The organism is Streptomyces sp. NPDC059917 (assembly GCF_042730635.1).
Lineage (GTDB): Bacteria > Actinomycetota > Actinomycetes > Streptomycetales > Streptomycetaceae > Streptomyces.
Map to the genome: position 1 here is coordinate 66,048 of NZ_JBHWLC010000029.1, position 26,069 is coordinate 92,116.

Below are 26,069 nucleotides of genomic sequence, written 5' to 3' on the forward strand. Positions count from 1 at the left end.
ACCCGCGACGCGCACCTCACGTAACTGCCCCGCGGCGCTTCCTCGTCCTGCACGACTACGGCACGGGCGGCGCGTGGTGGTGGGTCCGTGCACGGTCCACGTCGACGCTTCCCCGATGCCTCCCGGGCTGGCCGGCCTGGAGATCGGCCGGTGCGAGTTCGAGGAGCGGTGGCTACGCGCCCACCCAGTGGAACCGGACGTGTAGGCGCGGCCCCGCCCCGGTAGGTCGCACCGCCGCGCGGGCGGAGCCGGGGTCAGCGGCAGAGCGCCGCGTCGACCGCGTCGTTCACGAGCTGTCCGGTGGCCGCACCCGGGACGGTGGTGACCGTCACGGTGGCGGCGCGACCGTCCTGCGTGACGCCGCCCCGGGTCCGGTAGCCGGGGGAGGTCCCACCGTGCCCCCAGACCAGCCCGCCGCAGGTGAGCGGCCTGCTCTGGATGCCGAGGCCGTAGCGCACCCCGGGACCCAGGAACTCGGCGGGGACGGTGGTGCGCATCTGGGCCAGCTGGGCGGCGGGCAGCAGACGGCCCGCCAGGAGCGCCCCGTAGAAGGCGTTGAGGTCCGAGTTGGTGGAGACGACGGCGCCGGCGGACCAGGCCATCGAGGTGTCCATCGCGGTGTAGTCGATCAGCGGCGCACCCGGCACGGTGCTGAGGTAGCCGTGCGGGTGGGCCTCGTGGACGGCCGTGTCCCCGGTCGCGGGGAAGTACGTGTGGCGCAGCCCGATCCGGTCGATGACCCGCTTGGTCACCTCCTCGCCGAAGGGGCGCCCGGTGACCTTCTGGACGAGCAGACCGCCCACCAGATAGTTGGTGTTGCTGTACTCCCAGCCGGTCCCGGCCGCGAAGCGGGCCTTCTGGGCGAGCGCCCCGTCGAGGAGTTCGCGCGGCTCGAAGTAGCGGAACTGGATGGTGGTGAAGTCGGCCAGGGCGGGGGCGCCCATGTAGTCGGGCAGGCCGCTGGTGTGCTGGAGCAGCTGCCGGACGGTGATCTTCCGGCCGTCGATGCCCTCCCCGCGCACCAGGCCCGGGAGGTAGGTGTCGATGGCGGCGTCCAGCTCCACCTTGCCCTCCGCCACCAGCTGGAGGACGACGACGGCGGTGAACGCCTTGGTGTTGCTACCGGCCCGGATCTGCCCGTCGACGGGCACCCGGCCCCCGGTCGCCAGGTCGCCGACACCCGCGGTGTAGGTGCGGCTGCGCCCGTCACGGCCCTTGACCGTGGCGAGGGCGGCGGGCATCCCGCCGTCCTTGACGAGGGCGTCGAGGCGCTGCTGCACGACGTCCGGGCGCGGTGCGGCCGAGACCGGCGCCGGTGCCTGGGCGACCAGGGCGACCGCGGCGGCGGCCGTCGCCACCACCGCGTACCGCCCGCGTCGGATCCGGTGCGCCGCGCTCTGGGGGGCGTGCTCGTTCATCAGGACTCCACTGCTGGGAAGAAGGGGTCGGGCTCGGCGGGGCCGAGCCCGACCGGGCTGTGACGGGGGTGCGGCCGGGGCCGCGGGAGTTCGGGGATCAGCGGCAGAGCGCCGCGTCCACCGCCTCGTCGACGTGCTTCGCGGTGGCGGCGTCCGGGATCGTCGTCACGGTGAAGTTCACGGCGCGACCGTCGTCGGTGGCCCCGCCCGCCGTGTCGTACCCCGGGATCGTCCCGCCGTGGCCCCAGGCGAGGCCGCCGCAGGAGAGGGGCCGGCTCACCAGGCCGAGCCCGTAGCGGACGCCGGGGCCGATCTCGTCGGCGGCGACGGTGGTCCGCATCTGGGCGAGCTGGGCCGCGGGCAGCAACCGCCCGCCGAGCAGCGCACCGTAGAACCGGGTGACGTCGGTGTTGGTCGAGACCAGCGCCCCGGCCGCCCAGCCCCAGGACGGGTCCAGCTCGGAGTAGTCGCGCAGCGAGCCGTCCGCCGCGCGCTGGTAGCCCTTGGGGTGGGCCTCGCGGATCGTCATGTCACCGGGCTTGGGGAAGTAGGTGTGGCGCAGCCCGATCCGGTCGATGACCCGCTTGGTCACCTCCTCGCCGAGCGGACGCCCGGTGACCTTCTGGATGATCAGGCCCGCCAGCAGGTAGTTGGTGTTGTTGTACTCCCAGCGGGCGCCCGGTGCGAAGTGGGCCTTCTGGGACAGGGCGGCGTCGAGGAGTTCGCGCGGCTCGTAGTAGCGCCGGGGGGAGTTGAGGACCGCGTCCCGGTCCACGTACTCGGGCAGGCCGCTGGTGTGCTGGAGCAGCTGCCGGACCGTGATCTTCCGGCCGTCGATGCCGTCCCCGCGCACCAGACCGGGCAGGTAGGTGTCGACGTTCGCGTCCAGGCCCACCTTGCCCTCCGCCACCAGCTGGAGGATCACGACGGCGGTGAACGCCTTGGTGTTGCTGCCGATCCGCACCTGGCCGTCCACCGGCACCTTGGCCTTGGTCGCCGCGTTCCCGACACCGGAGGTGTAGGTGCGGACGCGGCCGTCACGGCCCTTGACCGTGCCGAGGGCGGCGGGCACCCCGTCGCCCTTGACCAGGGTGTCGAGGCGCTGCTGCACGGTGTCCGGTCGCGGGCCGGCGGAGGCGGTGGTGGGCGTCAGCGCACCGGCCACCACGGCTGCGGCGACGGCGGTCACGGCCGCGGCCACCCCGCGCCGGGCCCGGCGGTGACGGTTCGGGGAGTGGCGCTGCGGTGCGTGCTCGATCATGGGAGGACCTCTCGGATCAGGGCGCCGGATCCGTTCCCGGCGCCCTTCAAGGGGACCAGCCGAGTGACCGTCAATTGCTCGGCGTGGAGAACGAGATCGCACCCGGGAGCAAGCTCCGGACAGGGCCCGGGCACAGGACCCCGCTCCCGGGCCGTGCGGAGGATCCGCCCATCGCGCACGGGTCAGGGATCATGGTGCGGACCGACCGCAGAAGCCCCCGGCCATCGGATCCGTCGCGGGAAGCCGCACGAAGCCGCGGTAGGCCGCGGTAGGCCGCAGGAAGCCGCACGAGTCCCACGAGTTGCACGAGGCCGCACCAGGCCGCAGGAGATCAGCAGAAACGGGGAGGAACCATGGCCGCGTCCCGCGCGCCCCACGCGTCCGCACTGGACGGAGTCGCGCGGAATCCGGCGCTGCCGACACCGCTGCTGCTGCGCCTGCTCGCCTTCGACGGGGGTGGCGACGGTCCGCCCCGGCACGCCCTCCAGCGGGCCGACCTGCCCGAGCGGGCCGTCGCCGTGATCCTGGCCCACCCGAACCCGCGGACCCGGATCGAGTTCGCGATGAGCGCCGGGGCCGGGCCCGCACAGCGGTCCCGGCTCGTCGACGACCCCTCCCCCCGGGTGCGGGCCGCCCTCGCGTACGGACCCGAGTGGCACACCCCGCGCACGACCGTGGCACCGCTGCCGGACGACGTGTGCGCCCGCCTGCTCGACGACCCCGACCCCGCCGTACGGGCGGCCCTGCTGGACTCGCCCTACCTGGCACCGCCGTTCACGGCCTCGCTGGCCGCGCACCCCGACCCGGTGGCGCGCCGGAGCGCGGCGCGCGCCTGGGAGGAGCTGGCCCCGGCCGAGCGGTCGGCACTGCTCGCCGACCCCGACCCCGACGTGCGGCGGGCCGCCGCGCTGGGGGCCTGCCGACGGGACGCCGACGTCACCGCCGCGCTCCTGCGGGATCCGGGGTCCGCGGCCGAGGCGCTGCGCCACGGGCTCCTGCACCGCGCCGACGCCGAGCGGTGCGTGGCCGAGGGGCGGCACCTGAGCGCCCTCGCCGAGAACCCGTCGCTGCCCGCCGACCTCGTGGAGCGGCTCGCCGTAGACCCCGACGGGGACGTGCGGCTCGCGGTCTCCCTCAGGCCGGAGTGGGACGAGGCGCGGCGCATGTCGATCGACTTCACGGCGCGGGAGTTCGACCGCGGGGACGTGGCGTGGGTACGGGACGGGCTCACCGATCCCGAGGTACTGCGACGGGCCGCGACCTCCACCCACCCCTTGCTGCGGCGCGCCGCCGCCCGGAGCCCCCACCTGCCGCCCGACCTGCTGCACCTGCTCGCGCGCAGCGGTGACCCGCTGGTGGAGGCCCTCCTGTGCGTGCACCACCCCGACGCCCCGGAGCAGGTCCTCATGCGCGTGTACGCGCGGCTCGGCGGCACCTTCTCCGCCTGGATGGCGCAGACGCACCCCCGCTTCCCGCGCGCGGGCCTCGCCGCACGCTTCGCGGACCACGAGGACGGCGCGTACCGCCGGTTGGCCGTCCGGGATCCGGCCGCGACGCCCGCGCTGATCGAGCGGCTGAGCCACGACCCCGAGGTCTGGACGCGCCAGGCGGCGGCCGCCGACCCGCGCCTCCCGCTCCACCGGCTCCGCGAGGCGCTCCACGTCCCCGAGCTGGCGTCCGGCGCGGGCGCCAACCCGGCGCTGCCCGAGGCCGAGATGGCCGCCGTCCTCGCCCGGGCGGGCGTGCCCGGCTGACCCTCCGGGCGGCCCGACTCCCGCCCCGCGCGGGCCGTTACGGTGGGCCGATGTCATCGATCAAGAAGTTCCAAGTCACCTTCGACTGCGCCGAACCGGAGCGCCTCGCCCTCTTCTGGTGCGAGGTGTTGGGGTACGTCCCGGCGCCGCCGCCGTCGGGCTTCGCCACCTGGGACGAGTTCAGGCGTACGCAGCCCGCCGAGGAGCGCGACGCCTGGTTCGCCTGCGGCGACCCCTCGGGCGTCGGCCCGCGGCTGTACTTCCAGCGCGTCCCCGAGGGGAAGGCCGCCAAGAACCGGCTGCACCTCGACATCCGGGTCGGCACCGGCCTCGTGGGCGAGGAGCGGCTCGCCGCGCTGGAAGCCGAGTGCGCACGCCTGGTCCCGCTCGGCGCGGTGCACGTGCGGACGCTGTACGACGGCAACGACGCGTGCATCCCGATGCTGGACATCGAGGGCAACGAGTTCTGCGTCGACTGAGGACCGCGCCCCTTGCACACGGCGACCGGACGCCCCGTACATCACGAACCCACTGACCACGAACCCACTGACCCACGAACCCACGGACCCACGAACCCACGGACCCACGGACCCACTGACCCACTGACCCACGGACACGAGGACCGAATTCCAGTGATCACCACAGACCGCCTCCGACTGCGCCCGCTCACCGAAGCCGACACCGACTGGTGGGTGCGCCTCCACGCGGACGACGAGGTCAACCGGTTCGTCGGCGGCTACCACCGGGAGCAGGCCGCCGCGCGCCTGGGCGCGATACAGGACCAGTGGACCCGGCGCGGCCACGGCCTGTGCGCCGTCGAACTGCGCGGCACCGGCGAGGCGATCGGACGCTCCGGCCTGAACTGGTGGGAGGAGTTCGACGAGACCGAGATCGGCTGGACCTTCGCCCGCGACCACTGGGGCAACGGCTACGCCACCGAGGCCGCCCGCGCCGTGCTCGCGTGGGGCTTCGGACCGCTGGGCCTCCAGCGGATCACCGCCATGATCCACCACGGCAACACGGCCTCCACCGCCGTCGCCCGGCGCCTCGGATTCACCCCGCTGCGCGAGGACACGGTCCTCGGCCGCCCCTGCACCGTTCACGCCCTCGACCGGGAGGAGCACGCGAGGGCGCCAAGGGTGTAGTGTCCACTTCAATTGAACACGTTCAATTGAAGCCCGAGGGGGGCCTCGCCGTGTACCAGCAGGTCGACGCCATGCAGCCGCCGCGCCACTCACGAGCCTGGAGCGGCATCGCTCCGGGCGCCGAGGTCGTGGGGGGCGGCACGCTCCTGTGCGCCGCTCTGTACGCACAGCTCGCCTCGCTCGCGGCCGAGCCCTACGGCCGCGGCTACGGCGGCGGCATCGCCGTGCTCTTCGGACTGTTCGTGATGGTCGTCTTCGGCCCCCCGCTCGCCTTCGCGGCGGGCTGCCTGCACAGCCTGCTCTTCACCACCCCGGTGATGCTGGCCTCCAACGCCCTCGGCGTGCGCACCCGGATCGCCGCTCCGCGGTGGGCCGCGCCCACCGCGCTCGTGTTCGCGGCCGGGTACGCCCTGCCGCTCTCGGTGCTCACCGGCGCCGGGTACGCCACCACCCTCGGCTGGACGGCCGCCGTCGGGTTCCCGCCCGTGGCCGTCGCGGTGCTCGCCCGGATGCGGCGGATACGGCGGGGCAGGATCCGGCTCTGGGCGCTCGGCCCGATCGCGGTGGCCACGCTCGTCACCCTCGTCCTCGGCGCCATGGCCCCCGCCTACGAGCCGCCCGTCCTCGGGCACGTCGATCTCGTCGGCCGGTGGACGGGCGAGGGCGTCGACCTGACGCTCGGCAACGGGGGCGACGCGGCGGCGGAGCAGCTGCCGGTGCACGACGGCTTCGACGTCGTCGGCCACTGCACCGGACACGGCACCTGGCGCTCCGAGCCCGCGCGCAGGACGGGGCTCGGCCGACGGGCGGCCGTGGTCCTGACCTTCCCCACATGCGAGAGCGCGGAGCTGCGGTGGGAGGTGGCGGGGACCCGGGAGCGGCCCGAGTTGTTCGTGCTCATGGGCGATCCGGACGCGGGCGACGTGGTGGTCCTCCACCACCGGGCCGACTGACACCGGACCCCGAACCGCACCGCCGGACTCCGAACAGCACGGCCGGACCCCGAACCGCACGGCCAAACCCCGAACCGCACCGCCAAACCCCGAACCGCACCGCCGGGGCCGGTCGCAAGGCCACCCACCCGGAATTGGCCTTTGTCCGCCGGTCACGGGCCGTCCTACGGTCGAAGGCATGCGCATCCGAATCGTCGACGCCTTCACCGACCGGCCCTTCCAGGGCAACCCCGCCGGAGTCCTGCTCCTGGACGGCGCCGCGGGCTTCCCGCCCGACGCGTGGCTCCAGCGGGTCGCCGCCGAGGTCAACCTCTCCGAGACCGCCTTCGCGCACCCGCTGCCGCCCGGCGGTGAGGCCGACTGGGCGCTGCGCTGGTTCACCCCGACCGCCGAGGTCGACATGTGCGGCCACGCCACCCTCGCCACCGCGCACGTCCTGGCGAGCACCGGCCTGGCGGACGGACCGGTCCGGTTCGCCGCGCGCTGCGGCGTCCTCACCACCGAGGCCGCCGAGGACGGCACGGTGACCATGGACTTCCCGACCTCCACGCTCAGCCCGTACGAGCTCCCGGAGGCCCTCGCCCTGGCGCTGGGCGGGGTGGAGGTGCGCTCCGTCCACGACACCGCCGCCCACATCGGCGACCTGCTGGTGGAGCTGGCCGACGAGCGCGCCGTGCGCGAGCTGCGCCCCGACCTCGCGGTGGTCGCCGCCTACGCGAAGCGCGGGCTGATCGTCACCGCCGCCGCCGAGGACCCCGCCCGGGGGTACGACTTCGTCTCCCGCGGCTTCTTCCCCGCCGTCGGCGTCGACGAGGACCCGGTCACCGGCAGCGCGCACACCGCGCTCGCGCCCTTCTGGGCCGCGCGTCTGGGCCGTACCGAGCTGACCGGCTTCCAGGGTTCGGCCCGCACCGGCCTGGTCAGGGTCCGGCTCGCGGGGGACCGTACGTTCCTGACCGGGCACGCCGTCACCGTCGTCGACGGGGAGCTGCTGACCGCTCCCTGAACCGGTCCGCCGCGGCCCGCGTCCCGGCCCCTCAGGGCGTGGGCAGCCAGCCGACCTTCCCGGCGAGCAGCGCGTACCCGCCGAAGGCGACGATGTCGAGCAGCGCGTGCGCGACCACCAGCGGCCCCACCCGGCCCCAGCGCCGGTAGAGCAGGACGAAGACGACGCCCATGACGACGTTGCCCAGGAAGCCGCCGATCCCCTGGTAGAGGTGGTACGAGCCGCGCAGAACCGAACTGGCCAGCAGCGCGGCCATCGGCGACCACCCCAGCCCGTCCAGCCTGCGCAGCAGGTAGGCCAGCACGATGACCTCCTCCACCACGGAGTTCTGCACCGCGGAGAGGATCAGTACGGGGAACTTCCACCACACGTCGGGCAGCGCTTCCGGCACCACCGTCAGGTTGAAGCCCGAGGCGCGCGCCGCCAGGTAGAAGGCGAGCCCGGCGCTGCCGATCCCGGCCGCGACGAGCACCCCGCGCCCCAGGTCCGCGCGGGGCCGGGTGCGGTCGAAACCCAGCACCCGCAGACCGGGCGCGCCCTCGCGGGTGAGCAGGTGGGCCACGAGGAGTACGGGGACCAGCGCGGTCGCGATCCCGAAGAGCTGCCAGGACAGGTCGAGCCAGGGGCGGCCCGGCGCGTAGGAGCCGTTGAGCGTGGCGGCCTGGTCCTTCAGCCCGCCCGGTTTGGTGAGCGAGCCGATGAAGCTGATGAGCGCCGAGACCGCGCTCGCCCCCAGCGACAGGGCGAGCACCAGCAGCGTCTCGGTCCGCAGGACCCGCCGCCCGTCCTCGCGCAAGGTCCCGACCACCGGCTCCGGATCCGCCCGCACGCCTGACTCCGTCCCGCTCCGACCCACCGTCCCGCTCCGACCACCCCATACTGCCCGCTCGACGGCGCGCCGGGATCACCGGGCAGGACGCGGCGCCGCGCGGGAGCGGCCGCCGGACGCGGCTCGGCCGCCGGACGGAGCGGCTCCGCCCGACGGCCCCCGACGTCCTACCGCCCCGCGGTCAGGGCCGCGCTCACCTCCTCCTCCGGCAACCCGGCGGGCCAGGTGTGCACGGGGTCCCCCTTGTACATGAGCTCGGTGTAGCGGCGGGTGGTCGCCGCGAGCGCCGCGTCCCGCTCCAGCCCGGCGGCCAGCGCCCGGTGGTAGGTCTCGACCTGCCAGGTCGCACCGTTGGCGCGGCGGCGACAGCGCTCCTCGATGATCCCGAGGTAGTGGTCCCGGTCCGCGGGCTCGATGCCCCAGGCGTCGAGCCCGGCCGCCGCCATCGGCAGCAGCTCCTCCAGCACGAGCCGGACCGCGGACACGCTCGCCAGTCCCCCGCCCCGGCCCCGGCGCGGCCAGCGCAGCCGCGCGTCGATCCCGTACCGGCAGGCCGCGTCGAAGTTGGCCTCCGCCTCCGCGAAGGGCAGCCTGCTCCACACCGGGCGCTGTTCGTCGGCGAGGGTGCGCACGAGCCCGTAGTAGAAGGCGGCGTTGGCGACCACGTCGGTGACGGTGGGCCCGGCCGGCAGCACCCGGTTCTCCACCCGCAGGTGCGGCACCCCGTCGGCGACCCCGTACACGGGCCGGTTCCAGCGGTAGACGGTGCCGTTGTGCAGGACGAGTTCCTGGAGGCTGGGCACCCCGCCCTCGCCGAGCACCCGCAGCGGCTCCTCCTCGTCGCAGATCGGCAGCAGCGCCGGGAAGTAGCGGACGTTCTCCGCGAAGAGTTCGTACGCCGAGTCGACCCAGCGCTCGCCGAACCAGGTCCGCGGCCGCACCCCTTGCGCCTGGAGCTCGGGCGGCCGGGTGTCGGTGGCCTGCTGGAAGAGCGGGGGCCGCGACTCCCGCCACAGCTCGCGCCCGAAGAGGAAGGGGGAGTTGGCGCCCACGGCGATCTGTACCGCCGCCACCGCCTGCGCTGCGTTCCACACGTCCGCGAACCGGGCGGGGGTGACCTGGAGGTGCAGCTGGACCGAGGTGCAGGCCGCCTCCGGGACGATCGACCCCGAGGTCCAGGTCAGCCGCTCCACCCCGTCGATGTCGAGGACGAAGTCCTCGCCCCGCATCATCAGGATCTGCTCGTTCAGCAGCGAGTAGCGGTCCACCGCCGAGAGGTTCGCGGAGACGAGGTCGCCGCGGGAGATCGTGGGCAGGATGCCGATCATCACCACCCCGGCGTCTATCTCCGCGGCCTGTCGATTGGCATATGCGAGACTCGCGCTCAGCTCTTCCGCGAGCTGGTCGAATACCCGGCCGTCGAGCCGGTGCGGAAGTATGTTGACCTCCAGGTTGAACATTCCGAGTTCGGTCTGGAAATCGGGGCTCGCAATGCGCTCCAGTACCTGCGCATTCACCATTCTCGGCAATCCGTCGGAACCCGCGAGATTCAACTCGATCTCCAGCCCCATCATGTTCTTGGGGCGATCGAACCTCTTCTCCGCCAGAAGCCGCTCCAGTCCCTCCAGGCACTCGTGAAGCTTCCTCCGATACCGTTGCCGATCGGACAGGTCGAATCCGCCTGCCACGACCTTCTCCCCCATCGAAGCGTCCCTCCACGAGTGGGCCCGGCCCGGTCCGTCCGGGCGCACGTTACGGTCGATGATGCCCCGGCCGAGTGATCGATAACGCGGCGGGGGCACGACTGGCGGACAGCGCGCGCCGGTTTGGCCGACAGGCGCTACGGCACATTCATCTGGCAAGGGGCATCCTGCAATGCCCCCGTCGACTTTTCCGTGTACGCAATACCGATGCTTTCCAGCCGAGCACCCTTCGGGTAACCTCCGAGGTCAGCGTGAGATGCCCGCGCTCGTGCAGCTACGAATCCTCCGCAGCAGGACCGGTATGCGCCTTGTCGGCAATGGGCGGGACAGCTAGCCGAAACACTGCGTGAACACATGTCGTATAAACTCCGCAAACGAGGCAGAGAGTTGGCGCGCGGCCATTGCCCCTCAGCCCCCCTCTGGCCCCAGAATGCGACAGCGCCGTCCGCACCTGCCCCCGTTCTCCCAGGTCTCCCAAGTGAGAGGCGACCCACCATGCCGCTGCATGTCCCTCCGGCCCCCGCGCCCGCCCTGCGCAGCGTCCTCGCGGCACTCGGTTCCCCCACCGCGGTCCACGAGGCGCTCACGCCGGCGCTGCGCTCCCTCCCAGGACCGCTGACCGCCGAACTCCCCCTGCCCGTCCACGTACTGGACCGGCTCCAGTTCCTGCCGTCGACGGCGGGCCGGCCGCCCCGCACCCGGCTCACCGGTTGGAGGTTCCTGATCCGCGGCGGCGACCGCTTCGTCGCCGCGGCGGACACCCGGCTGACGGCGGACGGCTGGGTCTTCTCCCACTTCTTCGAGGGTCCCTACGTCGCCGCCACCGAACGCGCCCTGCGCCAGGCGGAATCCCTCGGCAAGAACTACCAGCCCCGGCTGCTGTCCGTACCGGAGCTGTACATGCTCACCCTGTGGCTGCACGAGGGGGTCGGCGCCGCCGCTTCGGCCGGCCTGCCCGCCGCCGCCGACCTGCTGGTGCCGTTGGCGCCCGCCCCGCCGGGCATCGCCGCCTACCGCCCGCACCCCGTGTCGGAGTTGCTGCCCGTGCTGACCCACCGCCTCACCCCCCAGAGCCAGGCGAGCCCCCAGGGTCCGCCGGTGCCGCCCTCGCTGGCGGCTCCGGCCGCCTGATCCGGGCCGCCGCGGCCCGGTCCGACCCGCCTGCGGCGCCCCGGTGGCCCAGTGTGCCCATTCGGCCTAGCCCGCTCGGGCCAGTCCCGAACCATCCGAAATGACAGGGGAGTTGAGCTGAACCGCCCGCACGGGTGATGCGTCATCAATCTATGAGGACAGCTGCCGGAAATCCCTGCGGACGCCAGTCCGTGGGGCAACACTGGACCCTGACCACACCGATTGATACGGGGGGCGGCCATGAACGACGCATCGAGCCGCAGCACGCAGACCACACCGCAGCGAAAGAACGTATCCATGTGCCAGCACCAGCCTGCCTGCCCTAGCGCCGACTCCGCCGACCGGGAGGCCGCGCATCCCGTGGCCAATCACCCGGAACAGGGCTGGAGCCTGCTGTGCAACGGCGTCCTGCTCTTCGAGGACACCGGTGAGCTGCTGCCGGACGGCCGGATCATCGCTCCGCACCGTCCGCTCGCGGCGGCGCAGGTGATGAAGGCGGCGTAGCGAGCCGCCCGAGGAACGCGCACGGAGCACGCGGAAGGGGCCGGCCCGGGAGGCATACTCCCGGACCGGCCCCTTTCGTTTCTCAGCGAAGGGCGAGCACGAGCATCAGTTGTCGTACTCGTCCAGCGGCGGGCACGAGCACACCAGGTTCCGGTCGCCGAAGGCGCCGTCGATCCGGCGGACCGGCGGCCAGTACTTCTCGGCGGCGGTCAGCCCGCCCGGGAAGACCGCCTCGTCACGGGTGTACGGGTGGTTCCACTCGCCGCCCAGCGCCGCGGCCGTGTGCGGGGCGTTGGCCAGCGGGTTGTCCTCCAGCGGCCATTCGCCCGCCGCGACCTTCTCGATCTCCGCGCGAATGGCGATCATCGCGTCGCAGAACCGGTCGATCTCGGCGAGGTCCTCGGACTCCGTCGGCTCGATCATCAGGGTGCCGGCCACCGGGAAGGACATCGTCGGCGCGTGGAAGCCGTAGTCGATCAGTCGCTTGGCGATGTCGTCGATGCTGACACCCGTGGCCTTGGACAGCGGGCGCATGTCGATGATGCACTCGTGCGCGACCAGGTTGCCCGGGCCGGTGTAGAGCACCGGGAAGTGCGGCTCCAGGCGCTTGGCGATGTAGTTGGCGCCGAGCACCGCCACCTGGGTGGCGCGCTTGAGGCCCTCGCCGCCCATCAGGCGCACGTACGACCACGAGATCGGCAGGATGCCCGCCGAACCCCACGGCGCGGCCGAGATCGGACCGACGCCCGTCGCGGGACCGGCGGTCGGCTGCAGCGGGTGGTTGGGGAGGTACGGGGCCAGGTGCGCCCGGACACCGACCGGGCCGACGCCCGGGCCGCCGCCGCCGTGCGGGATGCAGAAGGTCTTGTGCAGGTTCAGGTGCGAGACGTCGCCGCCGAAGTGACCCGGCTTGGCCAGGCCCACCAGGGCGTTGAGGTTGGCGCCGTCCACGTAGACCTGGCCGCCCGCGTCGTGCACCTGCGCGCAGATGTCGGCGACGTGCTCCTCGAAGACGCCGTGCGTGGACGGGTAGGTGATCATCAGCACGGCGAGCTCGTCGCGGTACTGCTCGATCTTGGCGCGCAGGTCGGCGGCGTCGACCTCGCCGTCGTCCGCCGTCTTGACGACGACGACCTTCATGCCGGCCATCACGGCGCTGGCGGCGTTGGTGCCGTGCGCGGAGGACGGGATCAGGCAGATGGTGCGCTGCTCGTCGCCGTTCGCCCGGTGGTACGCCCGTACCGCGAGCAGACCGGCCAGCTCGCCCTGCGATCCGGCGTTGGGCTGGATGGACACCTTGTCGTAACCGGTGACCTCGCAGAGACGTTCCTCCAGCTCGGTGATGAGCGTGAGGTAACCCGCGGCCTGCTCGACCGGGGCGAAGGGGTGCAGCTGGCCGAACTCGGGCCAGGTCACCGACTCCATCTCGGTGGTCGCGTTGAGCTTCATCGTGCAGGAGCCCAGCGGGATCATGCCGCGGTCCAGCGCGTAGTCCTTGTCCGACAGCTTGCGCAGGTAGCGCAGCATCGCGGTCTCGGAGCGGTGCTGGTGGAAGACCGGGTGGCTCAGGTAGGCGTCCGAGCGCAGCAGCCCCTCGGGCAGCGTGTCGGCGGTGACCTCGTCCAGCGCCTCGATGTCCGCGGTGACGCCGAAGGCGGCCCACACGGCGTCGATGTCGGCGCGCAGGGTGGTCTCGTCACAGGAGACGGAGACGTGGTCGGCGTCGACCCGGTAGAGGTTGACCCCGGCCTCGCGGGCGGCGGCCACGACCCCGTCGGCCTTGCCGGGCACCCGGGCGGTGACCGTGTCGAAGTACGAGCCGTGCACCAGCTCCACGCCGCCGGCGGTGAGGCCCGCGGCGAGCAGGGTGGCGTAGCGGTGGGTGCGGCGGGCGATCGTCCGCAGGCCGTCGGGGCCGTGGTAGACGGCGTACATGGCGGCCATGACCGCGAGCAGCACCTGCGCGGTACAGATGTTGCTGGTGGCCTTCTCGCGGCGGATGTGCTGCTCGCGGGTCTGCAGGGCCAGGCGGTAGGCCTTGTTCCCGTCGGCGTCGACGGAGACGCCGACCAGGCGGCCGGGCAGGGAGCGGGCGTGCTTCTCCTGGACGGCCATGTAACCGGCGTGCGGACCGCCGAAGCCCATCGGGACGCCGAAGCGCTGGGTGGTGCCGATGGCGATGTCCGCACCGAGCGCGCCCGGGGAGGTGAGCAGGGTCAGGGCGAGCAGGTCGGCGGCGACGGTGACGATCGCGCCGAGGTCGTGCGCCCGGTCGATGACCGGCTTGATCTCGCGGACCGCACCGGAGGCGCCCGGGTACTGGAGGAGCACGCCGAAGACGCCCCGCTCGGCGATCTCGGCCGGGATGCCCTCGGACAGGTCCGCGACCACGACCTCGACCCCGGTGGGCTCGGCGCGCGTCTGGATGACCGCGATGGTCTGCGGCAGCGTGTCCGCGTCGATGAGGAAGACCCCGCCCTTGACCTTGCCCACGCGGCGGGCGAGCTGCATGGCCTCGGCGGCGGCGGTGCCCTCGTCGAGCAGGGAGGCGCCGGAGGTCGGCAGCCCGGTCAGGTCGGCGACGACCGTCTGGAAGTTCAGCAGCGCTTCGAGGCGCCCCTGCGAGATCTCGGGCTGGTACGGCGTGTAGGCCGTGTACCAGGCCGGGTTCTCCATGACGTTGCGCAGGATCACCGGCGGCGTGAAGGTGCCGTAGTAACCGAGGCCGATCATCGGGGTCAGGACCTGGTTGCGGTCGGCCAGCGAACGCAGCTCGGCGAGCACCTCGGCCTCGGTGCGGGCACCCGGCAGGTTCAGCGCCTCGGCGCTCTTGATGACGTCCGGCACCGCGGCGGCGGTCAGATCGTCCAGGGAGCCGTAGCCCACCTGGGCCAGCATCTTCGCCTGCGCCTCGGCATCCGGGCCGATGTGGCGCTGCTCGAAGGGGATGCCTCGCTCCAGCTGGGAGAGCGGAATGCGGTTGGCGGTCATGTACGGAGGCCTCCTGGTCGTACGACCTGCGAGGGGTACCACGGCGCGGGCACCCGGACGGCCTCCCCCTCTGTCATCTCAACCTGAGAGCTTCACCGGGCCTCCTGGGGATCGCCCGTGGAGGTCCGGTTTTCACCGTCGGTGAGGAAGGGCACCGGAACTGCGATCCGTCGCCCGTCCTGCTTTCCAGAGTGGCCTCGTCCGTGCGGTACGTCTGCCTGAGAGATTCCGGGGAGGAGTTGCTCCTTCGGCGCCTCCGACGAACTCGATCGGAGGACTCTCCCGCACAGGGTCAGCAGCCGTTCCCCAGCCTACCAGCGAGGATCTGGGCACTCCCTCGAGTGGCCCCCTCCCCGGAAATGCACTTTTGTAGTCATTACGGAGGAGTTGCGACCAAATGGAGGCGACCGTGCAGACCGACATCGATCCGCGCAGCCTGATCGGCCGCAAGGCGTTCGACCGCAATGGAACCAAGATCGGAACCGTCGACGAGGTCTACCTCGACGATGCCACGGGCGTCCCGGAATGGGCCGCCGTACGGACCGGGCTCTTCAGTCGGGACGCCTTCGTCCCGCTGGAACCGAGCGAGGTGGTGGGCGACACCCTGCGGGTTCCCTTCGAACGCGCCCTGATCAAGGACGCCCCCGATTTCGGGGTGGGTCGCCACCTCTCCCCCGAACAGGAGCTCCAGCTCTACCACCACTACGGCCTCGACGTGACCCTGCCGAGTGACTTCCACCACGGCGACCGCGACTTCGGCCGGCTCGCCGGCGGCGAGGCCTGACCCCTCACCCGCCTCCACCGCTCCGTCCCCCGCCCGCCCCTTCTTCGGCATGTTCCCCGTCACCTTTGGCATGTTCCCCGTCCGCCTCCCCGACCAGGGGCAGCGGATCGGACGGTTCCAGCTCGGGGTCGTCCATCCGGAAGGTGCGCACCCGACCCGGCGGCGATCCCGGCCGCTCGAAACGGACGGTCACCCTCCCCACCCCGCTGCCCTGCACCCAGCCGGGCCCGTACTCCCCGTGGCGCACATCGGTCCCCGCCGGCCACCTCCGTTCCTGCGGGGACTCCCCCACGGGCGCGTCCGCGGCCCCGGTCCCGGCCGCCGCCTCCGCGCGTACGGGCGCCCCCGCGCCCCCGTCCGCCCCGTTCGGCCCCTGCGCCCCCGCGGCCACATCCGCCCCACCTGAATCCGTCTCCCCGACCGGCGCCCGCGCTCCGGCCGGGGCCTGCGCCTGCGCCTGCGCCCGGGCCTCCGCCTCCGCCTCGGCCTGGGCCTCCGCCTGGGCGAACAGGTCCTCCTGCGTGTAGTCGGCCAGCCCCGACACCCCCACGCCCAGCAGCCGCACCCCGCCCGTCGTATCGATCCCCTCCAGCAGCCGGGCCGCCGCCTCCCGGACCACCGCCGGATCGTCCGTCGGCCCCCGCAGGGTCTCCGACCGGGTCAGCGTGGAGAAGTCGTAGCGGCGCACCTTGAGCACGATCGTCCGCCCCGAGTGCCCGGACGCGCGCAGCCGCCCCACGCACCGCTCCGCGAGCCGCTGCACCTCGCCCCGGATCCGGACCCGGTCGTGCAGGTCCACGTCGAAGGTGTCCTCGACCGAGACGGACTTCGCGTCCCGTTCCGCGACCACGGGCCGGTCGTCCAACCCCAGCGCCATCCGGTACAGCGCCACCCCGTGCGCCCGCCCGGTCATCCGGACCAGCTCGTCCTCGCCGGCATCGGCCAGCTCCCCCACCGTGGTGATCCCGGCCCGCCGCAGGTGCTCCCCGGTGGCCGGCCCCACCCCGGGCAGGGTCCGCACCGACATGGGCGCCAGCAGCTCCCGTTCGGTCCCCGGCTCGATCAGCAGCAACCCGTCCGGCTTGGCGCCCTCCGAGGCCACCTTGGCCAGCATCTTGGACCCGGCCAGCCCCACCGAGGCGCTGAGCCCCGTCGCCGCCCGGATGTCCGCCCGCAGCCGCTCGGCCGTGTCCCGGGCCCCGGCCGAGTCGAAGGCCGCGCCGCCCGCCTCCAGGTCCACGAAGGCCTCGTCCAGGCTGAGCGGCTCCACCAGCGGCGACAGCGCGCGCAGCCGCGCCATCACCAGGTCGCTGACCGCCCGGTACAGGGTGAAGCGCGGAATCAGATAGGCCCCGTTCGGGCAGAGCCGCCGGGCCTGGGCGGTGGGCATCGCCGAATGCACCCCGAAGCGGCGCGCCTCGTACGAGGCCGTCGCGACCACCCCGCGCGGGCCGAGCCCGCCGACGATCACGGCCTTCCCGCGCAGGCTCGGCTTCGCCGCCTGCTCCACGGAGGCGTAGAAGGCGTCCATGTCCAGATGCAGGATGGTCGGCGCGGCTCTCACGCCACCGATGCTGCCCTACGCCACTGACAACGCCCCCGACACGCGTCCGGCGCGCCCCGCGAGGAGCGTCCGGCGCGCCACGGGGGCGTTCTGGACGGCGCGGCGACCCGGTGGCCTCAGCCCGCCCGGTTGCGCCGCGCGGCCAGCTCGTCGGCCGGGTTGTGCCCGACCAGCGTCTCGCCCGTCTCCACGCGCTCCCCGTGCAGCTGCGACAGCGCCTTCTCCACGTCCCGCCACACCACGCCGACGGCGATCCCGAAGATCCCCTGCCCGCCCTGGAGCAGGCCCACGACCTCGTCCGGAGAGGTGCACTCGTAGACGGTCGCGCCGTCGCTCATGAGCGTCATCCGCTCCAGGTCGCGAAAGCCCCGGTCGCGCAGGTGCTGGACGGTGGTGCGGATGTTCTGCAGCGCCACCCCGGTGTCGAGGAAGCGTTTGACGATCTTGAGGACGACCACGTCCCGGAAGCTGTAGAGCCGCTGGGTACCGGATCCGCCGGCCGCGCGCACGCTGGGCTCGACGAGCCCGGTCCGCGCCCAGTAGTCGAGCTGCCGGTAGGTGATGCCCGCGGCGGCGCAGGCCGTGGGCCCGCGGTAGCCGATCTCGCCGGCGGCGTGCTCGCCGTCCTCCGGGCCGGGCGCCACGGATTCCGGCTGACGGCGCGCGGCACCCACCGGCCCGCCGTGCAGCGCGTACGGTCCGCCCTCACTCCGTGCGGGGGTGCCCCCGGTCGTACCGTCGCCCGTGATCCTCACGCCGACCCTCCGTCCTTGACCTGCCACCTTGAAGGTAGGCAGTCACCCGGGGTGCGTCAACGATCGCCACACTCGGCACGCCGAGTGATAATCACCCTGAGAGTGGTTTCCCGTATCCCTTAGCGGGGAAAGGCTACTCGAATGGGCTGACATTCCCTTGAGGACGACTCGGCCGACACCTCACTGATTGCTGCTGCCGAAGTCCTCCGGCGAGATCTGGTCGAGGAACTCGCGGAACTTCTCCACCTCGTCCTCCTGCTCATCCGGAATCGCGATTCCGGCATCGTCCAGCACCCCGTCGCTCCCGTAGATCGGCGTCCCCGTGCGCAGGGCCAGCGCTATGGCGTCGGACGGCCTCGCGCTCACCTCGACCCCGCTGGCGAAGACGAGCTCCGCGTAGAAGACACCCTCCCGCAGATCCGTGATCCGGACCTCGGTGAGTTCCTCGCCGATCGCCTCCAGCACGTCCTTGAACAGGTCGTGCGTCAGCGGCCGGGCAGGGGCCATCCCCTGCTGGGCAAAGGCAATGGCAGTAGCCTCCCCAGGACCGATCCAGATGGGGAGGTACCGATCGCCTCCCACTTCACGCAGGAGCACGATCGGTTGGTTGGAGGGCATTTCAACCCGGACACCCACAACGTCGAGCTCGTTCACACAGCAACCCTAGGACCTGCCCGGCCGGTTTGGGTAGTCGGGGCCCCGCGAGTCAGTGCAGACGGACCCCGAGAGCGGTCTGTACGAGCGCCTCGTGGAGCCGTACGGAGATGCCCGCGAGCTCTTTCAGGGTGGCCTCGGCATGGGCCCGGGTCTGGGGATTGCGGTGCCGTCGCAGCGGTGCGACCACCTGTTCCACCAGACCGGCCTCCCGGTCCGCCGCGGCCTTCATGGCGCGCAGGTGGCGCGGTTCCAAGCCGAAACGGCCCAGTTCCGCCACCAGGCGGGCCACGGTGACGGACTCGGCGTCGAATCCGCCCTCGGGGCCCTCCGCGAGGAGCCCGTACGACTCCCACTCGACCAGCTGCACCTCGTCCACCTCGGCGGCGGCCAGCAGCTCGGCCCGGCCGATCCGGGCCACGGTGGGCCGGCTCCGGCTGATCTCGCCCAACACGGCGGCCACCACCGCCGCCCCGGCGGCGTCGCCGTCAGCGGGTGCCGCGGGGGCGGGGATACGAATCTGCTCGCCGCGTTCGAGCGCGTCGAGCTGGTCCTTGATGACCTTCAGCGGCAGGTAGTGGTCGCGCTGCAACCGCAGGATCCTGGCCAGCCGCTCGACGTCGTCGGGGCTGAACTTGCGATATCCGGAAGGTGTGCGCCGGGGCTCGACCAGCCCCTCCGCCTCGAGGAACCGGATCTTGGAAATCGTGACTTCGGGAAACTCGTCGCGCAGCGTGGTGAGCACCGTGCCGATGCTCACCAGCCGCCCGCCCGAGCCGGCGGCGCCGTGTCCGGCACCGCCCGTCGAGGTACGCAGCATGGACCTTCCCTGTGGTCTCCCCGGGCGGGCCCGGGGAGACGGTCAGATGCCCCGCTGGCTCGCGTAGAAGACCAGCCGGTACTTGCCGATCTGGACCTCGTCGCCGTTGTGCAGGACGACCGAGTCGATCGGCTCACGGTTCACGTACGTGCCGTTGAGGCTGCCCACGTCGGAGACGGTGAAGCCACCGTCCTGGCCCCTGCGGAAGTCGACGTGCCGCCGGGAGACGGTGACGTCGTCCAGGAAGATGTCGCTCTGCGGGTGGCGGCCCGCCGTGGTCAGTTCGCCGTCCAGCAGGAAGCGGCTGCCGGAGTTCGGGCCGCGCCGCACGATGAGCAGCGCGGAGCCCGGAGGCAGGGCTTCCACCGCGGCCTGGGCCTCGGGGGACAGCGAGGACGACACGTGCTGTCCGGACACCTCGGCCTCGTAGGCCTCGAGGCCCGAGATCGAGATGGTGGACGTGGTCTCCGAAGCACGCTCCGGCGTCAGGCCCGGCCGCAGCGGCGCCCCGCAGTTGGAGCAGAACCGGCTGGCCGCATCGCTGCGGTGGCCACACCTGCTGCAAACCTGCTCGGCCGACATGGACGGCTCCTCGCGCCGCGGGTGCCCCGCGGAGGCATTGGTGGCATACGGGTCGGGCGCAAACCCTCCACCCGTACTTGAGGTTGATGGTTCACCGAAACCTATGCGCCCGGAACCGGCAGGGTCAACAGCCGACGCGCCGTACGCGCCCGAATTGTCACCCGCCCCGGCGACCTCGTCGCGGAAGAGCGGCCGGTCGCCCTGCTCCTCCACGTCACCGTGTCCCGCGCGGTGCTTGGGCGCACCGCTCTCCTCGCGGTTCTTCTTGCCGAACAACTTCTCAAACAACTTCACGGGCGATTCCCCTTGACCGAAACAGACCCGCCCGTGGGGCAGGACGAACTCCGAATACTCACACCTGCCGACCCGGACATTCTCACAACGTCCGTCACCACCAGACAGTTTCCACCACGCACCGCTTCTTCGGTGCGTCGACCCCCCGCAGGCATCCGCCCACGTGAGCCGCTCCACATCCCGCCGGGTCTCATGACGATGACGACCGAGCGTAGTCAGGCTGCTTCGCAGCCCGCAAGGCGTCCACAACGATCTTCGCCGATCGTACGACGGTGGCGTTGGCCTGTTCCTTCTCCAGCGTCTGGATGACGCCGCCGGGAATGTTGAGGGCCGGCTCCAGGTCCTGCGGCTTTCCGATCACCCTGAATTCATAGGGTTGTGTGATCTTCTTGCCGTCGATCGCGACCCCGCCGCCCTCGTCCGAGAAGTACGTGCTCGCGACGACGCGCACGCCGTTGATCTGGATGGCCTCTGCTCCCGCCGCCCGCAACTCCTGGATGGTGTCCAGCAGCTTGTCCGACTGCACCTGGCCCTTGGTGTCGGTGACCTTGAGCGTGATGCCCGGCCCCTGCGCCGCCACGGTACCCGCCAGGATCCCCAGTTGGCGTTCCTTCTCGACCGTCTGCTTGCGCGCCTCGTCGGCCTGGTTGGAGCTCGTCTCCAGCTCCTTGCGCTGGTCCACCAACTTCTGCTTCTCGTCTTCCAGCCGCTTGGTGCGCCCGTCCAGCTCGTCGAGGATGCGCACCAGGTCCTCCTGGCGCGCCCCGCGCAGGGCACTGGAGTCGCTGTTGTGGCGCACCTGGATGGCGAGCCCCAGTCCGAGGACGAACAGCAACAGGGCGACGATCAGTTGGGCCCGGCTCACCCGCGGCGGCCAGAGCCCCGCGGCCAGCCGCTGGCGCCCCGTCTGCTCGGTAGACGCCGATGGGGCCCCTGACGGTTCCACGGGCCCCGTGGGAGCCGCGGGCCGGATGGGCTCGGGAGGAGTGTTCTCGTCCGTACTCATGGCCTCACGCCCGGAAGACGTGCCGACGGATGGCCGCGGCGTTGGAGAAGATCCGGATGCCGAGGACCACGACGACGCCGGTGGACAGCTGCGCGCCGACGCCGAGCTTGTCGCCGAGGAAGACGATGAGCGCCGCGACCACCACGTTGGACAGGAACGACACCACGAAGACCTTGTCCACGAAGATGCCGTCCAACATGGCGCGCAGACCGCCGAACACCGCGTCGAGCGCGGCCACGACGGCGATCGGCAGATATGGCTCGACGACGGCCGGAACCTCGGGTCGGACCAGAAGTCCGGCCACCACTCCGGCCACCAGGCCCAGTACCGCGATCACGATGCACCCTTCTTCGGATCTTCTGCTGTGGCTGTCCGTACGGTCAGGCTCGACGCGGCCGGCAGCCGTACCTCGTTCTCCGCGGACAGGGTGTACCGGATCCCGTAGCTCTCCTGGAGCACGTGCAGGTACTGCCCGTCCACGCTGTCCTGGAACTCCGTGTTCAGCCGCTTCTTGTCGCCGATCGCGAGGATCTCGTAGGGCGGCACCAGCGGCTTGTTGTCGACCAGTATCGCGTCACCGGCGGCCCGGATCGCCGACAGCGCCGTCAGCCGCTGCCCGTTGATCGCCACGGCCTCCGCCCCGGCCTGCCAGAGGCCGTTGACGATCCGCTGCATGTCCCGGTCCCGCAGGCGGCCCGTGTCCGAGAAGCCCGCGCTCTCCCGCGGGCCGTTGCCGTTGCCCGTGGAGGCGCCCTTCGCGTCGTCCACCGTCAGCTTGATGCCGGGTCCGCGGACCTCGGTCGCTCCGGAGAGCAGCGCCAACAGCTCGCCCTGGTCGCCGCCCTCCTGCTTGAGGGCCGCGCGCTGGCGGCCCGCGACGTCGTCGCGCAGCCGCTCGATGTCCTTCTCCAGGCCGTCCGCGTGGTCGTCGGCGCGCTCGACGCGGGAGATCAGCTCCTCGCGCTCCTTGGCCAGCACCGGAGCGGCTATCCGTGCCTGCGCGGCACCCAGCGTCACGACCATGGCGGCGAGCACCAGCCCGGCCGCCAGCGCCAGTTTGGCCTTGAGGTTGCGCGGCAGACCCGCCGTGCCCTCCGCCTCGCGCCGGGCCGCGGCTTCCGCATAGCCCTCGTCGAGGCTGTGGTCCATCACGTGCGTCAGCAGCGACATGGATGCGTCCGGGCGCACGGGCGGTTTCGCCGAACTCCGGTTGTTGGGCGGCTGCGACATGCCGCACATCGTCGCATGTCGCACCGGCCGACACCGAATGCTGCCGTCCGCCGGGCCGGGAACCACGCTGCGTGGCCCCGGCCCGCGGACCCGGGTTCAGTCCCCGGCGCCGTCCAGGACGCCCGCCCACTCCTCCAGCAGGGCCTGCGCCGACGCGTCGTCGGGACCTTCGGCCCACAGGTGCGTCACGGCCTCCGCCGGGTCCGGCAGGACGAGCGCCCACCGACCGTCGGCCTCGACCACGCGCACCCCGTCGGTCGTGTCGACCTGGCGGTCCCCCGCGGCCTCCACCACGCGCCGCATGACCAGGCCCTTGACCGCCCACGGCGTGGGCACGTCCCGCTTGAGGACGTGCGCCCGCGGGATCCGGGCGTCGATCTGGCTCAGCGTGAGCTGCGTGCGCGCCACCAGCCCGATCAGCTGGACGAAGGCCGCCGACCCGTCGAAGACGCTGCTGAACTCCGGGACGATGTACCCGCCCCGACCGTCCCCGCCGAAGATCGTGGTCTCCGCCCGGCCCACCCGCGTCAGGTCGTCGGGCGAGGTCGTCGTCCACTCCACCTGCGTGCCGTGGTACGCCGCCACCTGCTCCGCGATCCGGGTCGTGGTCACCGGCAGCGCCACCCGCCCGCTGCGGCGCTCCGCCGCGACCAGGTCCAGCAGCACCAGCAGCGCCCGGTCGTCCTCGATGATCCGGCCCCGCTCGTCCACGAGCGAGATCCGCTCGCCGACCGGGTCGAAGCGCACGCCGAAGGCCGCGCGCGAGGAGGCGACGATCTCCCCGAGGCGCACCAGGGCGGCCCGCCGGGACTCGGCGGTCTCGGTCGGCCTGGACTCGTCGAGCCCGGGATTGACCGTGAGGGCGTCCACGCCGAGCCGGCCCAGCAGGCTGGGCAGGACGAGCCCGGCACTGCCGTTCGCCGCGTCCACGACCACCTTGAGCCCGGAGTCCGCGACGCCGGAGGTGTCCACGTGCCGCAGCAGCGAACCGGTGTAGGAGTCGAAGACGCTCGACGGGAACTGCAGGTCACCGATCTCGCCGGGGAACGCACGCCGGTACTCCTGGCGCGCGTACACGCGGTCGAGCTTGCGCTGCTGCCCCTGCGAGAGGTCCGCGCCCCGCTCGTCGAGGAAGATGATGTCGACCGAGTCCGGCACGCCGGGCGAGGTCCGCAGCATGATCCCGCCCGCACTGCCGCGCGCGGTCTGCTGCCGGGCGACCGGCAGCGGTACGTTCTCCAGGTCGCGCACGTCGATCGCGCTGGCCTGGAGCGCGGAGATCATCGCGCGTTTCAGCGCACGCGCACCGCGGGAGTGGTCACGGGCCGTGGTGACCATCGCCCCCTTCTTGAGCGTGGTCGCGTAGGCCCCGGCGAGCCGGACGCACAGCTCGGGGGTGATCTCCACGTTCAGGATGCCGGAGACCCCGCGCGCACCGAAGAGGTGCGCCTGGCCCCGCGACTCCCAGATGACCGAGGTGTTGACGAAGGCGCCCGCCTCGATCGTCTTGAAGGGGTAGACCCGCACGTTGCCCTGGACGATCGATTCCTCACCGATCAAGCACTCGTCACCGATGACCGCCCCGTCCTCGATCCGGGACGCCCGCATGATGTCGGTGTTCTTGCCGATGACGCAGCCGCGGAGGTTGCTGTGCGGACCGATGTACACGTTGTCGTGGATCACGGCCCTGTGCAGGAAGGCGCCGGTCTTGACGACCACGTTCGAGCCGATGACCGTGTGCTCGCGGATCTCGACCCCGGCCTCGACCTTGGCGTAGTCCCCGATGTAGAGCGGCCCGCGCAGCACCGCGTCGGGGTGCACTTCGGCGCCTTCGGCGATCCAGACCCCCGGGGAGATCTCGAAGCCGTCCATGTCGACCTGGACCTTGCCCTCGAGCACGTCGGCCTGGGCCTTGACGTAGCTCTCGTGGGTGCCGACGTCCTCCCAGTAGCCCTCGGCGACGTAGCCGTAGATGGGCCGGCCTTCCTTCATCAGCTGGGGGAAGACGTCACCGGACCAGTCGACCGGGACATCGGGGTCCACGTAGTCGAAGACCTCCGGCTCCATCACGTAGATGCCGGTGTTGACGGTGTCCGAGAAGACCTGCCCCCACGTCGGCTTCTCCAGGAAGCGCTCGACCTTCCCCTCCTCGTCCACGATCGTGATGCCGAACTCCAGCGGGTTCGGCACCCGGGTCAGGCACACCGTGACGAGTGCGCCCTTCTCCTTGTGGAAGTTGATGAGGTCGGTGAGGTTGAAGTCGGTGAGCGCGTCACCGGAGATGACGACGAAGGCGTCGTCCTTGAGGGCCTCCTCGGCGTTCTTCACGCTGCCGGCGGTCCCGAGGGGCTTCTCCTCGTTGGCATAGGTCAGCTCCATGCCCAGTTCCTCGCCGTCACCGAAATAGTTCTTGACGAGTGACGCCAGGAACTGCACGGTGACCACGGTTTCGCTGAGACCATGCCGCTTGAGCAGCCTCAGCACGTGCTCCATGATCGGCCGGTTGGCCACCGGCAGGAGCGGCTTGGGCATGCTCGAGGTCATGGGGCGAAGGCGTGTGCCCTCACCACCAGCCATCACGACGGCCTTCATGTCGGAAGAGTCCTCCTAGAGAGACGGCGTTCTGCGCCGACCTCGCCCGTCTCGGACGGTGGCTACGCTGCTCTTCCGCGTGACTACTCCGGCGAGCCGAACTCAGTCGGCCGTGGCGTCCGCCTTCACCAGACGGCGGACCTGCACCACGTACAGGACTCCTGCCCACCAATAGAGGGTTGTACCCCAAACTGCGAACGCCCATCCGAAAACTGAACCCAGCCAGGCGAGCCAGCCCGTCCCGTCGCTGAGCAGCAGCAAGGGGAAGGCGTACATCAGGTTGAAGGTGGCGGCCTTGCCCAGGAAGTTCACCTGCGGCGGCGGATAGCCGTGGCGGCGCAGGATCCACACCATGACCAGCAGCATCAGCTCTCGGGCCAGGAGGGCGCCGGTGAGCCACAGCGGCAGGATCTCGCGCCAGGTGAGCCCCACGAGCGTGGACAGGATGTACAGCCGGTCGGCGGCCGGATCCAGCAGCCGGCCGAGGCTGCTGATCTGGTTCCAGCGCCGGGCGAGCTTCCCGTCCAGATAGTCGCTGACCCCGCTGAACATGAGCACCAGCAGTGCCCAGAAGTCGGCCTTCGGGCCGCCGAACACCGGCATCAGGATGAGCCAGAGGAACACGGGGACGCCGACGAGGCGAGCCATGCTCAGAATGTTCGGGATGGTGAGGATTCGGTCCGTCTGAACCCGAGTCTCCTGGACCTCCACCCGAGGGCCTCCACTTTGAAACGTACGAACGATGCCTCCTGACCCTACAGGAGAACAACCCGGCCCTTCGGACCCGGAACGCAGAAAAGCCCCGCACCATAAGGTGCGGGGCTTTCCCACAATGATTGTTCGGCGGCGTCCTACTCTCCCACAGGGTCCCCCCTGCAGTACCATCGGCGCTGAAAGGCTTAGCTTCCGGGTTCGAAATGTAACCGGGCGTTTCCCTAACGCTATGACCACCGAAACACTATGAAGTTAACCAAACCGGATATCGGCACAGTTCGTTACTTCAGAACTAACACAGTGGACGCGAGCAACTGAGGACAAGCCCTCGGCCTATTAGTACCAGTCAGCTCCACCCGTTACCGGGCTTCCACATCTG

Annotated in this window: 23 protein-coding genes, 1 rRNA gene and 1 riboswitch; of the genes, 8 read left to right on the top strand and 16 right to left on the bottom strand. The window is 71.7% G+C overall.

The window, feature by feature from the left end:
• Positions 1-254: 254 nt before the first annotated feature.
• Positions 255-1,418: a serine hydrolase domain-containing protein gene (locus ACFWAR_RS18745; RefSeq protein ID WP_385778435.1), complete on the bottom strand. Its 1,164-nt coding sequence runs from the start codon at positions 1,416-1,418 to the stop codon at positions 255-257.
• Positions 1,419-1,515: 97 nt separating this feature from the next.
• Entirely contained in the window at positions 1,516-2,679 is a 1,164-nt protein-coding gene (locus ACFWAR_RS18750) for a serine hydrolase domain-containing protein (RefSeq protein ID WP_385778437.1), read from the bottom strand.
• Between the two features lie 353 nt (positions 2,680-3,032).
• Here ACFWAR_RS18750 and ACFWAR_RS18755 point away from each other — a divergent pair, with 353 nt between their 5' ends.
• From ACFWAR_RS18755 to ACFWAR_RS18775, 5 genes are all read left to right on the top strand, one after another.
• On the top strand, positions 3,033-4,433 hold the full coding sequence (locus ACFWAR_RS18755; protein WP_385778439.1) for a Mucin-2: 1,401 nt from the start codon (positions 3,033-3,035) through the stop codon (positions 4,431-4,433).
• A 50-nt stretch (positions 4,434-4,483) separates the two neighbouring features.
• Positions 4,484-4,912 (top strand): VOC family protein, encoded by a 429-nt coding sequence (locus ACFWAR_RS18760; RefSeq protein ID WP_385778441.1) that lies wholly within the window; start codon positions 4,484-4,486, stop codon positions 4,910-4,912.
• Between the two features lie 153 nt (positions 4,913-5,065).
• Positions 5,066-5,578: a GNAT family N-acetyltransferase gene (locus tag ACFWAR_RS18765; RefSeq protein ID WP_385778443.1), complete on the top strand. Its 513-nt coding sequence runs from the start codon at positions 5,066-5,068 to the stop codon at positions 5,576-5,578.
• A 26-nt stretch (positions 5,579-5,604) separates the two neighbouring features.
• Positions 5,605-6,531, top strand: a complete 927-nt coding sequence (locus ACFWAR_RS18770) for a hypothetical protein (RefSeq protein WP_385778445.1) — start codon at positions 5,605-5,607, stop codon at positions 6,529-6,531.
• A gap of 178 nt (positions 6,532-6,709) precedes the next feature.
• Complete coding sequence (locus tag ACFWAR_RS18775; RefSeq protein ID WP_385778447.1) at positions 6,710-7,537, top strand: PhzF family phenazine biosynthesis protein; 828 nt, start codon at positions 6,710-6,712, stop codon at positions 7,535-7,537.
• Positions 7,538-7,568: 31 nt separating this feature from the next.
• Here ACFWAR_RS18775 and ACFWAR_RS18780 read toward each other — a convergent pair whose 3' ends face one another.
• Positions 7,569-8,366, bottom strand: coding sequence for a CPBP family intramembrane glutamic endopeptidase (locus ACFWAR_RS18780; RefSeq protein ID WP_385778449.1), 798 nt, complete (start codon positions 8,364-8,366; stop codon positions 7,569-7,571).
• Positions 8,367-8,533: 167 nt separating this feature from the next.
• Entirely contained in the window at positions 8,534-10,069 is a 1,536-nt protein-coding gene (locus ACFWAR_RS18785) for a glutamate-cysteine ligase family protein (protein ID WP_385778451.1), read from the bottom strand.
• A 495-nt stretch (positions 10,070-10,564) separates the two neighbouring features.
• Between ACFWAR_RS18785 and ACFWAR_RS18790 the strand changes: the two genes are divergently transcribed.
• Entirely contained in the window at positions 10,565-11,200 is a 636-nt protein-coding gene (locus tag ACFWAR_RS18790) for a hypothetical protein (RefSeq protein WP_385778453.1), read from the top strand.
• A gap of 297 nt (positions 11,201-11,497) precedes the next feature.
• Positions 11,498-11,704: a DUF5999 family protein gene (locus tag ACFWAR_RS18795; RefSeq protein WP_385778455.1), complete on the top strand. Its 207-nt coding sequence runs from the start codon at positions 11,498-11,500 to the stop codon at positions 11,702-11,704.
• Between the two features lie 105 nt (positions 11,705-11,809).
• On the opposite strand, the gene gcvP is transcribed toward ACFWAR_RS18795, so the two are convergent.
• The gene (gcvP, locus tag ACFWAR_RS18800; protein WP_385778457.1) at positions 11,810-14,695 is read right to left on the bottom strand and encodes an aminomethyl-transferring glycine dehydrogenase; all 2,886 of its coding nucleotides are present in this window, start codon (positions 14,693-14,695) and stop codon (positions 11,810-11,812) included.
• A gap of 196 nt (positions 14,696-14,891) precedes the next feature.
• A riboswitch (glycine riboswitch) is annotated at positions 14,892-14,990 on the bottom strand.
• A gap of 102 nt (positions 14,991-15,092) precedes the next feature.
• On the opposite strand from gcvP, the gene ACFWAR_RS18805 reads away from it, so the two are divergent.
• A complete protein-coding gene (locus ACFWAR_RS18805; RefSeq protein WP_385778459.1) occupies positions 15,093-15,479 on the top strand; it encodes a PRC-barrel domain-containing protein in 387 nt (128 codons plus the stop codon).
• Positions 15,480-15,483: 4 nt separating this feature from the next.
• On the opposite strand, the gene ACFWAR_RS18810 is transcribed toward ACFWAR_RS18805, so the two are convergent.
• The 11 genes from ACFWAR_RS18810 to rrf form a co-directional block, all read right to left on the bottom strand.
• A complete protein-coding gene (locus ACFWAR_RS18810) occupies positions 15,484-17,043 on the bottom strand; it encodes a DNA polymerase IV (protein WP_385778461.1) in 1,560 nt (519 codons plus the stop codon).
• A gap of 116 nt (positions 17,044-17,159) precedes the next feature.
• The gene (locus tag ACFWAR_RS18815) at positions 17,160-17,798 is read right to left on the bottom strand and encodes a MerR family transcriptional regulator (RefSeq protein WP_385778463.1); all 639 of its coding nucleotides are present in this window, start codon (positions 17,796-17,798) and stop codon (positions 17,160-17,162) included.
• 180 nt (positions 17,799-17,978) lie between these two features.
• On the bottom strand, positions 17,979-18,452 hold the full coding sequence (locus tag ACFWAR_RS18820; RefSeq protein ID WP_283461037.1) for a bifunctional nuclease family protein: 474 nt from the start codon (positions 18,450-18,452) through the stop codon (positions 17,979-17,981).
• Between the two features lie 52 nt (positions 18,453-18,504).
• Positions 18,505-19,272: a MerR family transcriptional regulator gene (locus ACFWAR_RS18825; RefSeq protein WP_385778465.1), complete on the bottom strand. Its 768-nt coding sequence runs from the start codon at positions 19,270-19,272 to the stop codon at positions 18,505-18,507.
• 42 nt (positions 19,273-19,314) lie between these two features.
• On the bottom strand, positions 19,315-20,256 hold the full coding sequence (locus ACFWAR_RS18830) for an FHA domain-containing protein (protein WP_385778483.1): 942 nt from the start codon (positions 20,254-20,256) through the stop codon (positions 19,315-19,317).
• An 82-nt stretch (positions 20,257-20,338) separates the two neighbouring features.
• Positions 20,339-21,154, bottom strand: coding sequence for a DUF881 domain-containing protein (locus tag ACFWAR_RS18835; protein WP_385778467.1), 816 nt, complete (start codon positions 21,152-21,154; stop codon positions 20,339-20,341).
• 4 nt (positions 21,155-21,158) lie between these two features.
• Positions 21,159-21,491, bottom strand: coding sequence for a small basic family protein (locus ACFWAR_RS18840; RefSeq protein ID WP_125651314.1), 333 nt, complete (start codon positions 21,489-21,491; stop codon positions 21,159-21,161).
• The gene (locus ACFWAR_RS18845; protein WP_385778485.1) at positions 21,488-22,393 is read right to left on the bottom strand and encodes a DUF881 domain-containing protein; all 906 of its coding nucleotides are present in this window, start codon (positions 22,391-22,393) and stop codon (positions 21,488-21,490) included. The genes ACFWAR_RS18840 and ACFWAR_RS18845 overlap by 4 nt, the downstream gene beginning before the upstream one ends.
• Before the next feature lie 87 nt (positions 22,394-22,480).
• Positions 22,481-24,976: a sugar phosphate nucleotidyltransferase gene (locus ACFWAR_RS18850; protein WP_385778469.1), complete on the bottom strand. Its 2,496-nt coding sequence runs from the start codon at positions 24,974-24,976 to the stop codon at positions 22,481-22,483.
• A 102-nt stretch (positions 24,977-25,078) separates the two neighbouring features.
• The gene (locus ACFWAR_RS18855; RefSeq protein WP_385778471.1) at positions 25,079-25,687 is read right to left on the bottom strand and encodes a CDP-alcohol phosphatidyltransferase family protein; all 609 of its coding nucleotides are present in this window, start codon (positions 25,685-25,687) and stop codon (positions 25,079-25,081) included.
• A gap of 127 nt (positions 25,688-25,814) precedes the next feature.
• Positions 25,815-25,931, bottom strand: a 5S ribosomal RNA gene (gene rrf, locus ACFWAR_RS18860).
• Positions 25,932-26,069 lie beyond the last annotated feature (138 nt).

Coding starts and splice junctions, on each gene's coding strand:
- ACFWAR_RS18795 (WP_385778455.1), top strand. CDS start 11,498: ATGTGCCAGCACCAGCCTGCCTGCCCTAGCGCCGACTCCGCCGACCGG.
- ACFWAR_RS18805 (WP_385778459.1), top strand. CDS start 15,093: ATGGAGGCGACCGTGCAGACCGACATCGATCCGCGCAGCCTGATCGGC.
- ACFWAR_RS18745 (WP_385778435.1), bottom strand. CDS start 1,418: ATGAACGAGCACGCCCCCCAGAGCGCGGCGCACCGGATCCGACGCGGG.
- ACFWAR_RS18835 (WP_385778467.1), bottom strand. CDS start 21,154: ATGAGTACGGACGAGAACACTCCTCCCGAGCCCATCCGGCCCGCGGCT.
- ACFWAR_RS18785 (WP_385778451.1), bottom strand. CDS start 10,069: ATGGGGGAGAAGGTCGTGGCAGGCGGATTCGACCTGTCCGATCGGCAA.
- ACFWAR_RS18825 (WP_385778465.1), bottom strand. CDS start 19,272: ATGCTGCGTACCTCGACGGGCGGTGCCGGACACGGCGCCGCCGGCTCG.
- ACFWAR_RS18790 (WP_385778453.1), top strand. CDS start 10,565: ATGCCGCTGCATGTCCCTCCGGCCCCCGCGCCCGCCCTGCGCAGCGTC.
- gcvP (WP_385778457.1), bottom strand. CDS start 14,695: ATGACCGCCAACCGCATTCCGCTCTCCCAGCTGGAGCGAGGCATCCCC.
- ACFWAR_RS18760 (WP_385778441.1), top strand. CDS start 4,484: ATGTCATCGATCAAGAAGTTCCAAGTCACCTTCGACTGCGCCGAACCG.
- ACFWAR_RS18775 (WP_385778447.1), top strand. CDS start 6,710: ATGCGCATCCGAATCGTCGACGCCTTCACCGACCGGCCCTTCCAGGGC.
- ACFWAR_RS18850 (WP_385778469.1), bottom strand. CDS start 24,976: ATGAAGGCCGTCGTGATGGCTGGTGGTGAGGGCACACGCCTTCGCCCC.
- ACFWAR_RS18755 (WP_385778439.1), top strand. CDS start 3,033: ATGGCCGCGTCCCGCGCGCCCCACGCGTCCGCACTGGACGGAGTCGCG.
- ACFWAR_RS18750 (WP_385778437.1), bottom strand. CDS start 2,679: ATGATCGAGCACGCACCGCAGCGCCACTCCCCGAACCGTCACCGCCGG.
- ACFWAR_RS18845 (WP_385778485.1), bottom strand. CDS start 22,393: ATGTGCGGCATGTCGCAGCCGCCCAACAACCGGAGTTCGGCGAAACCG.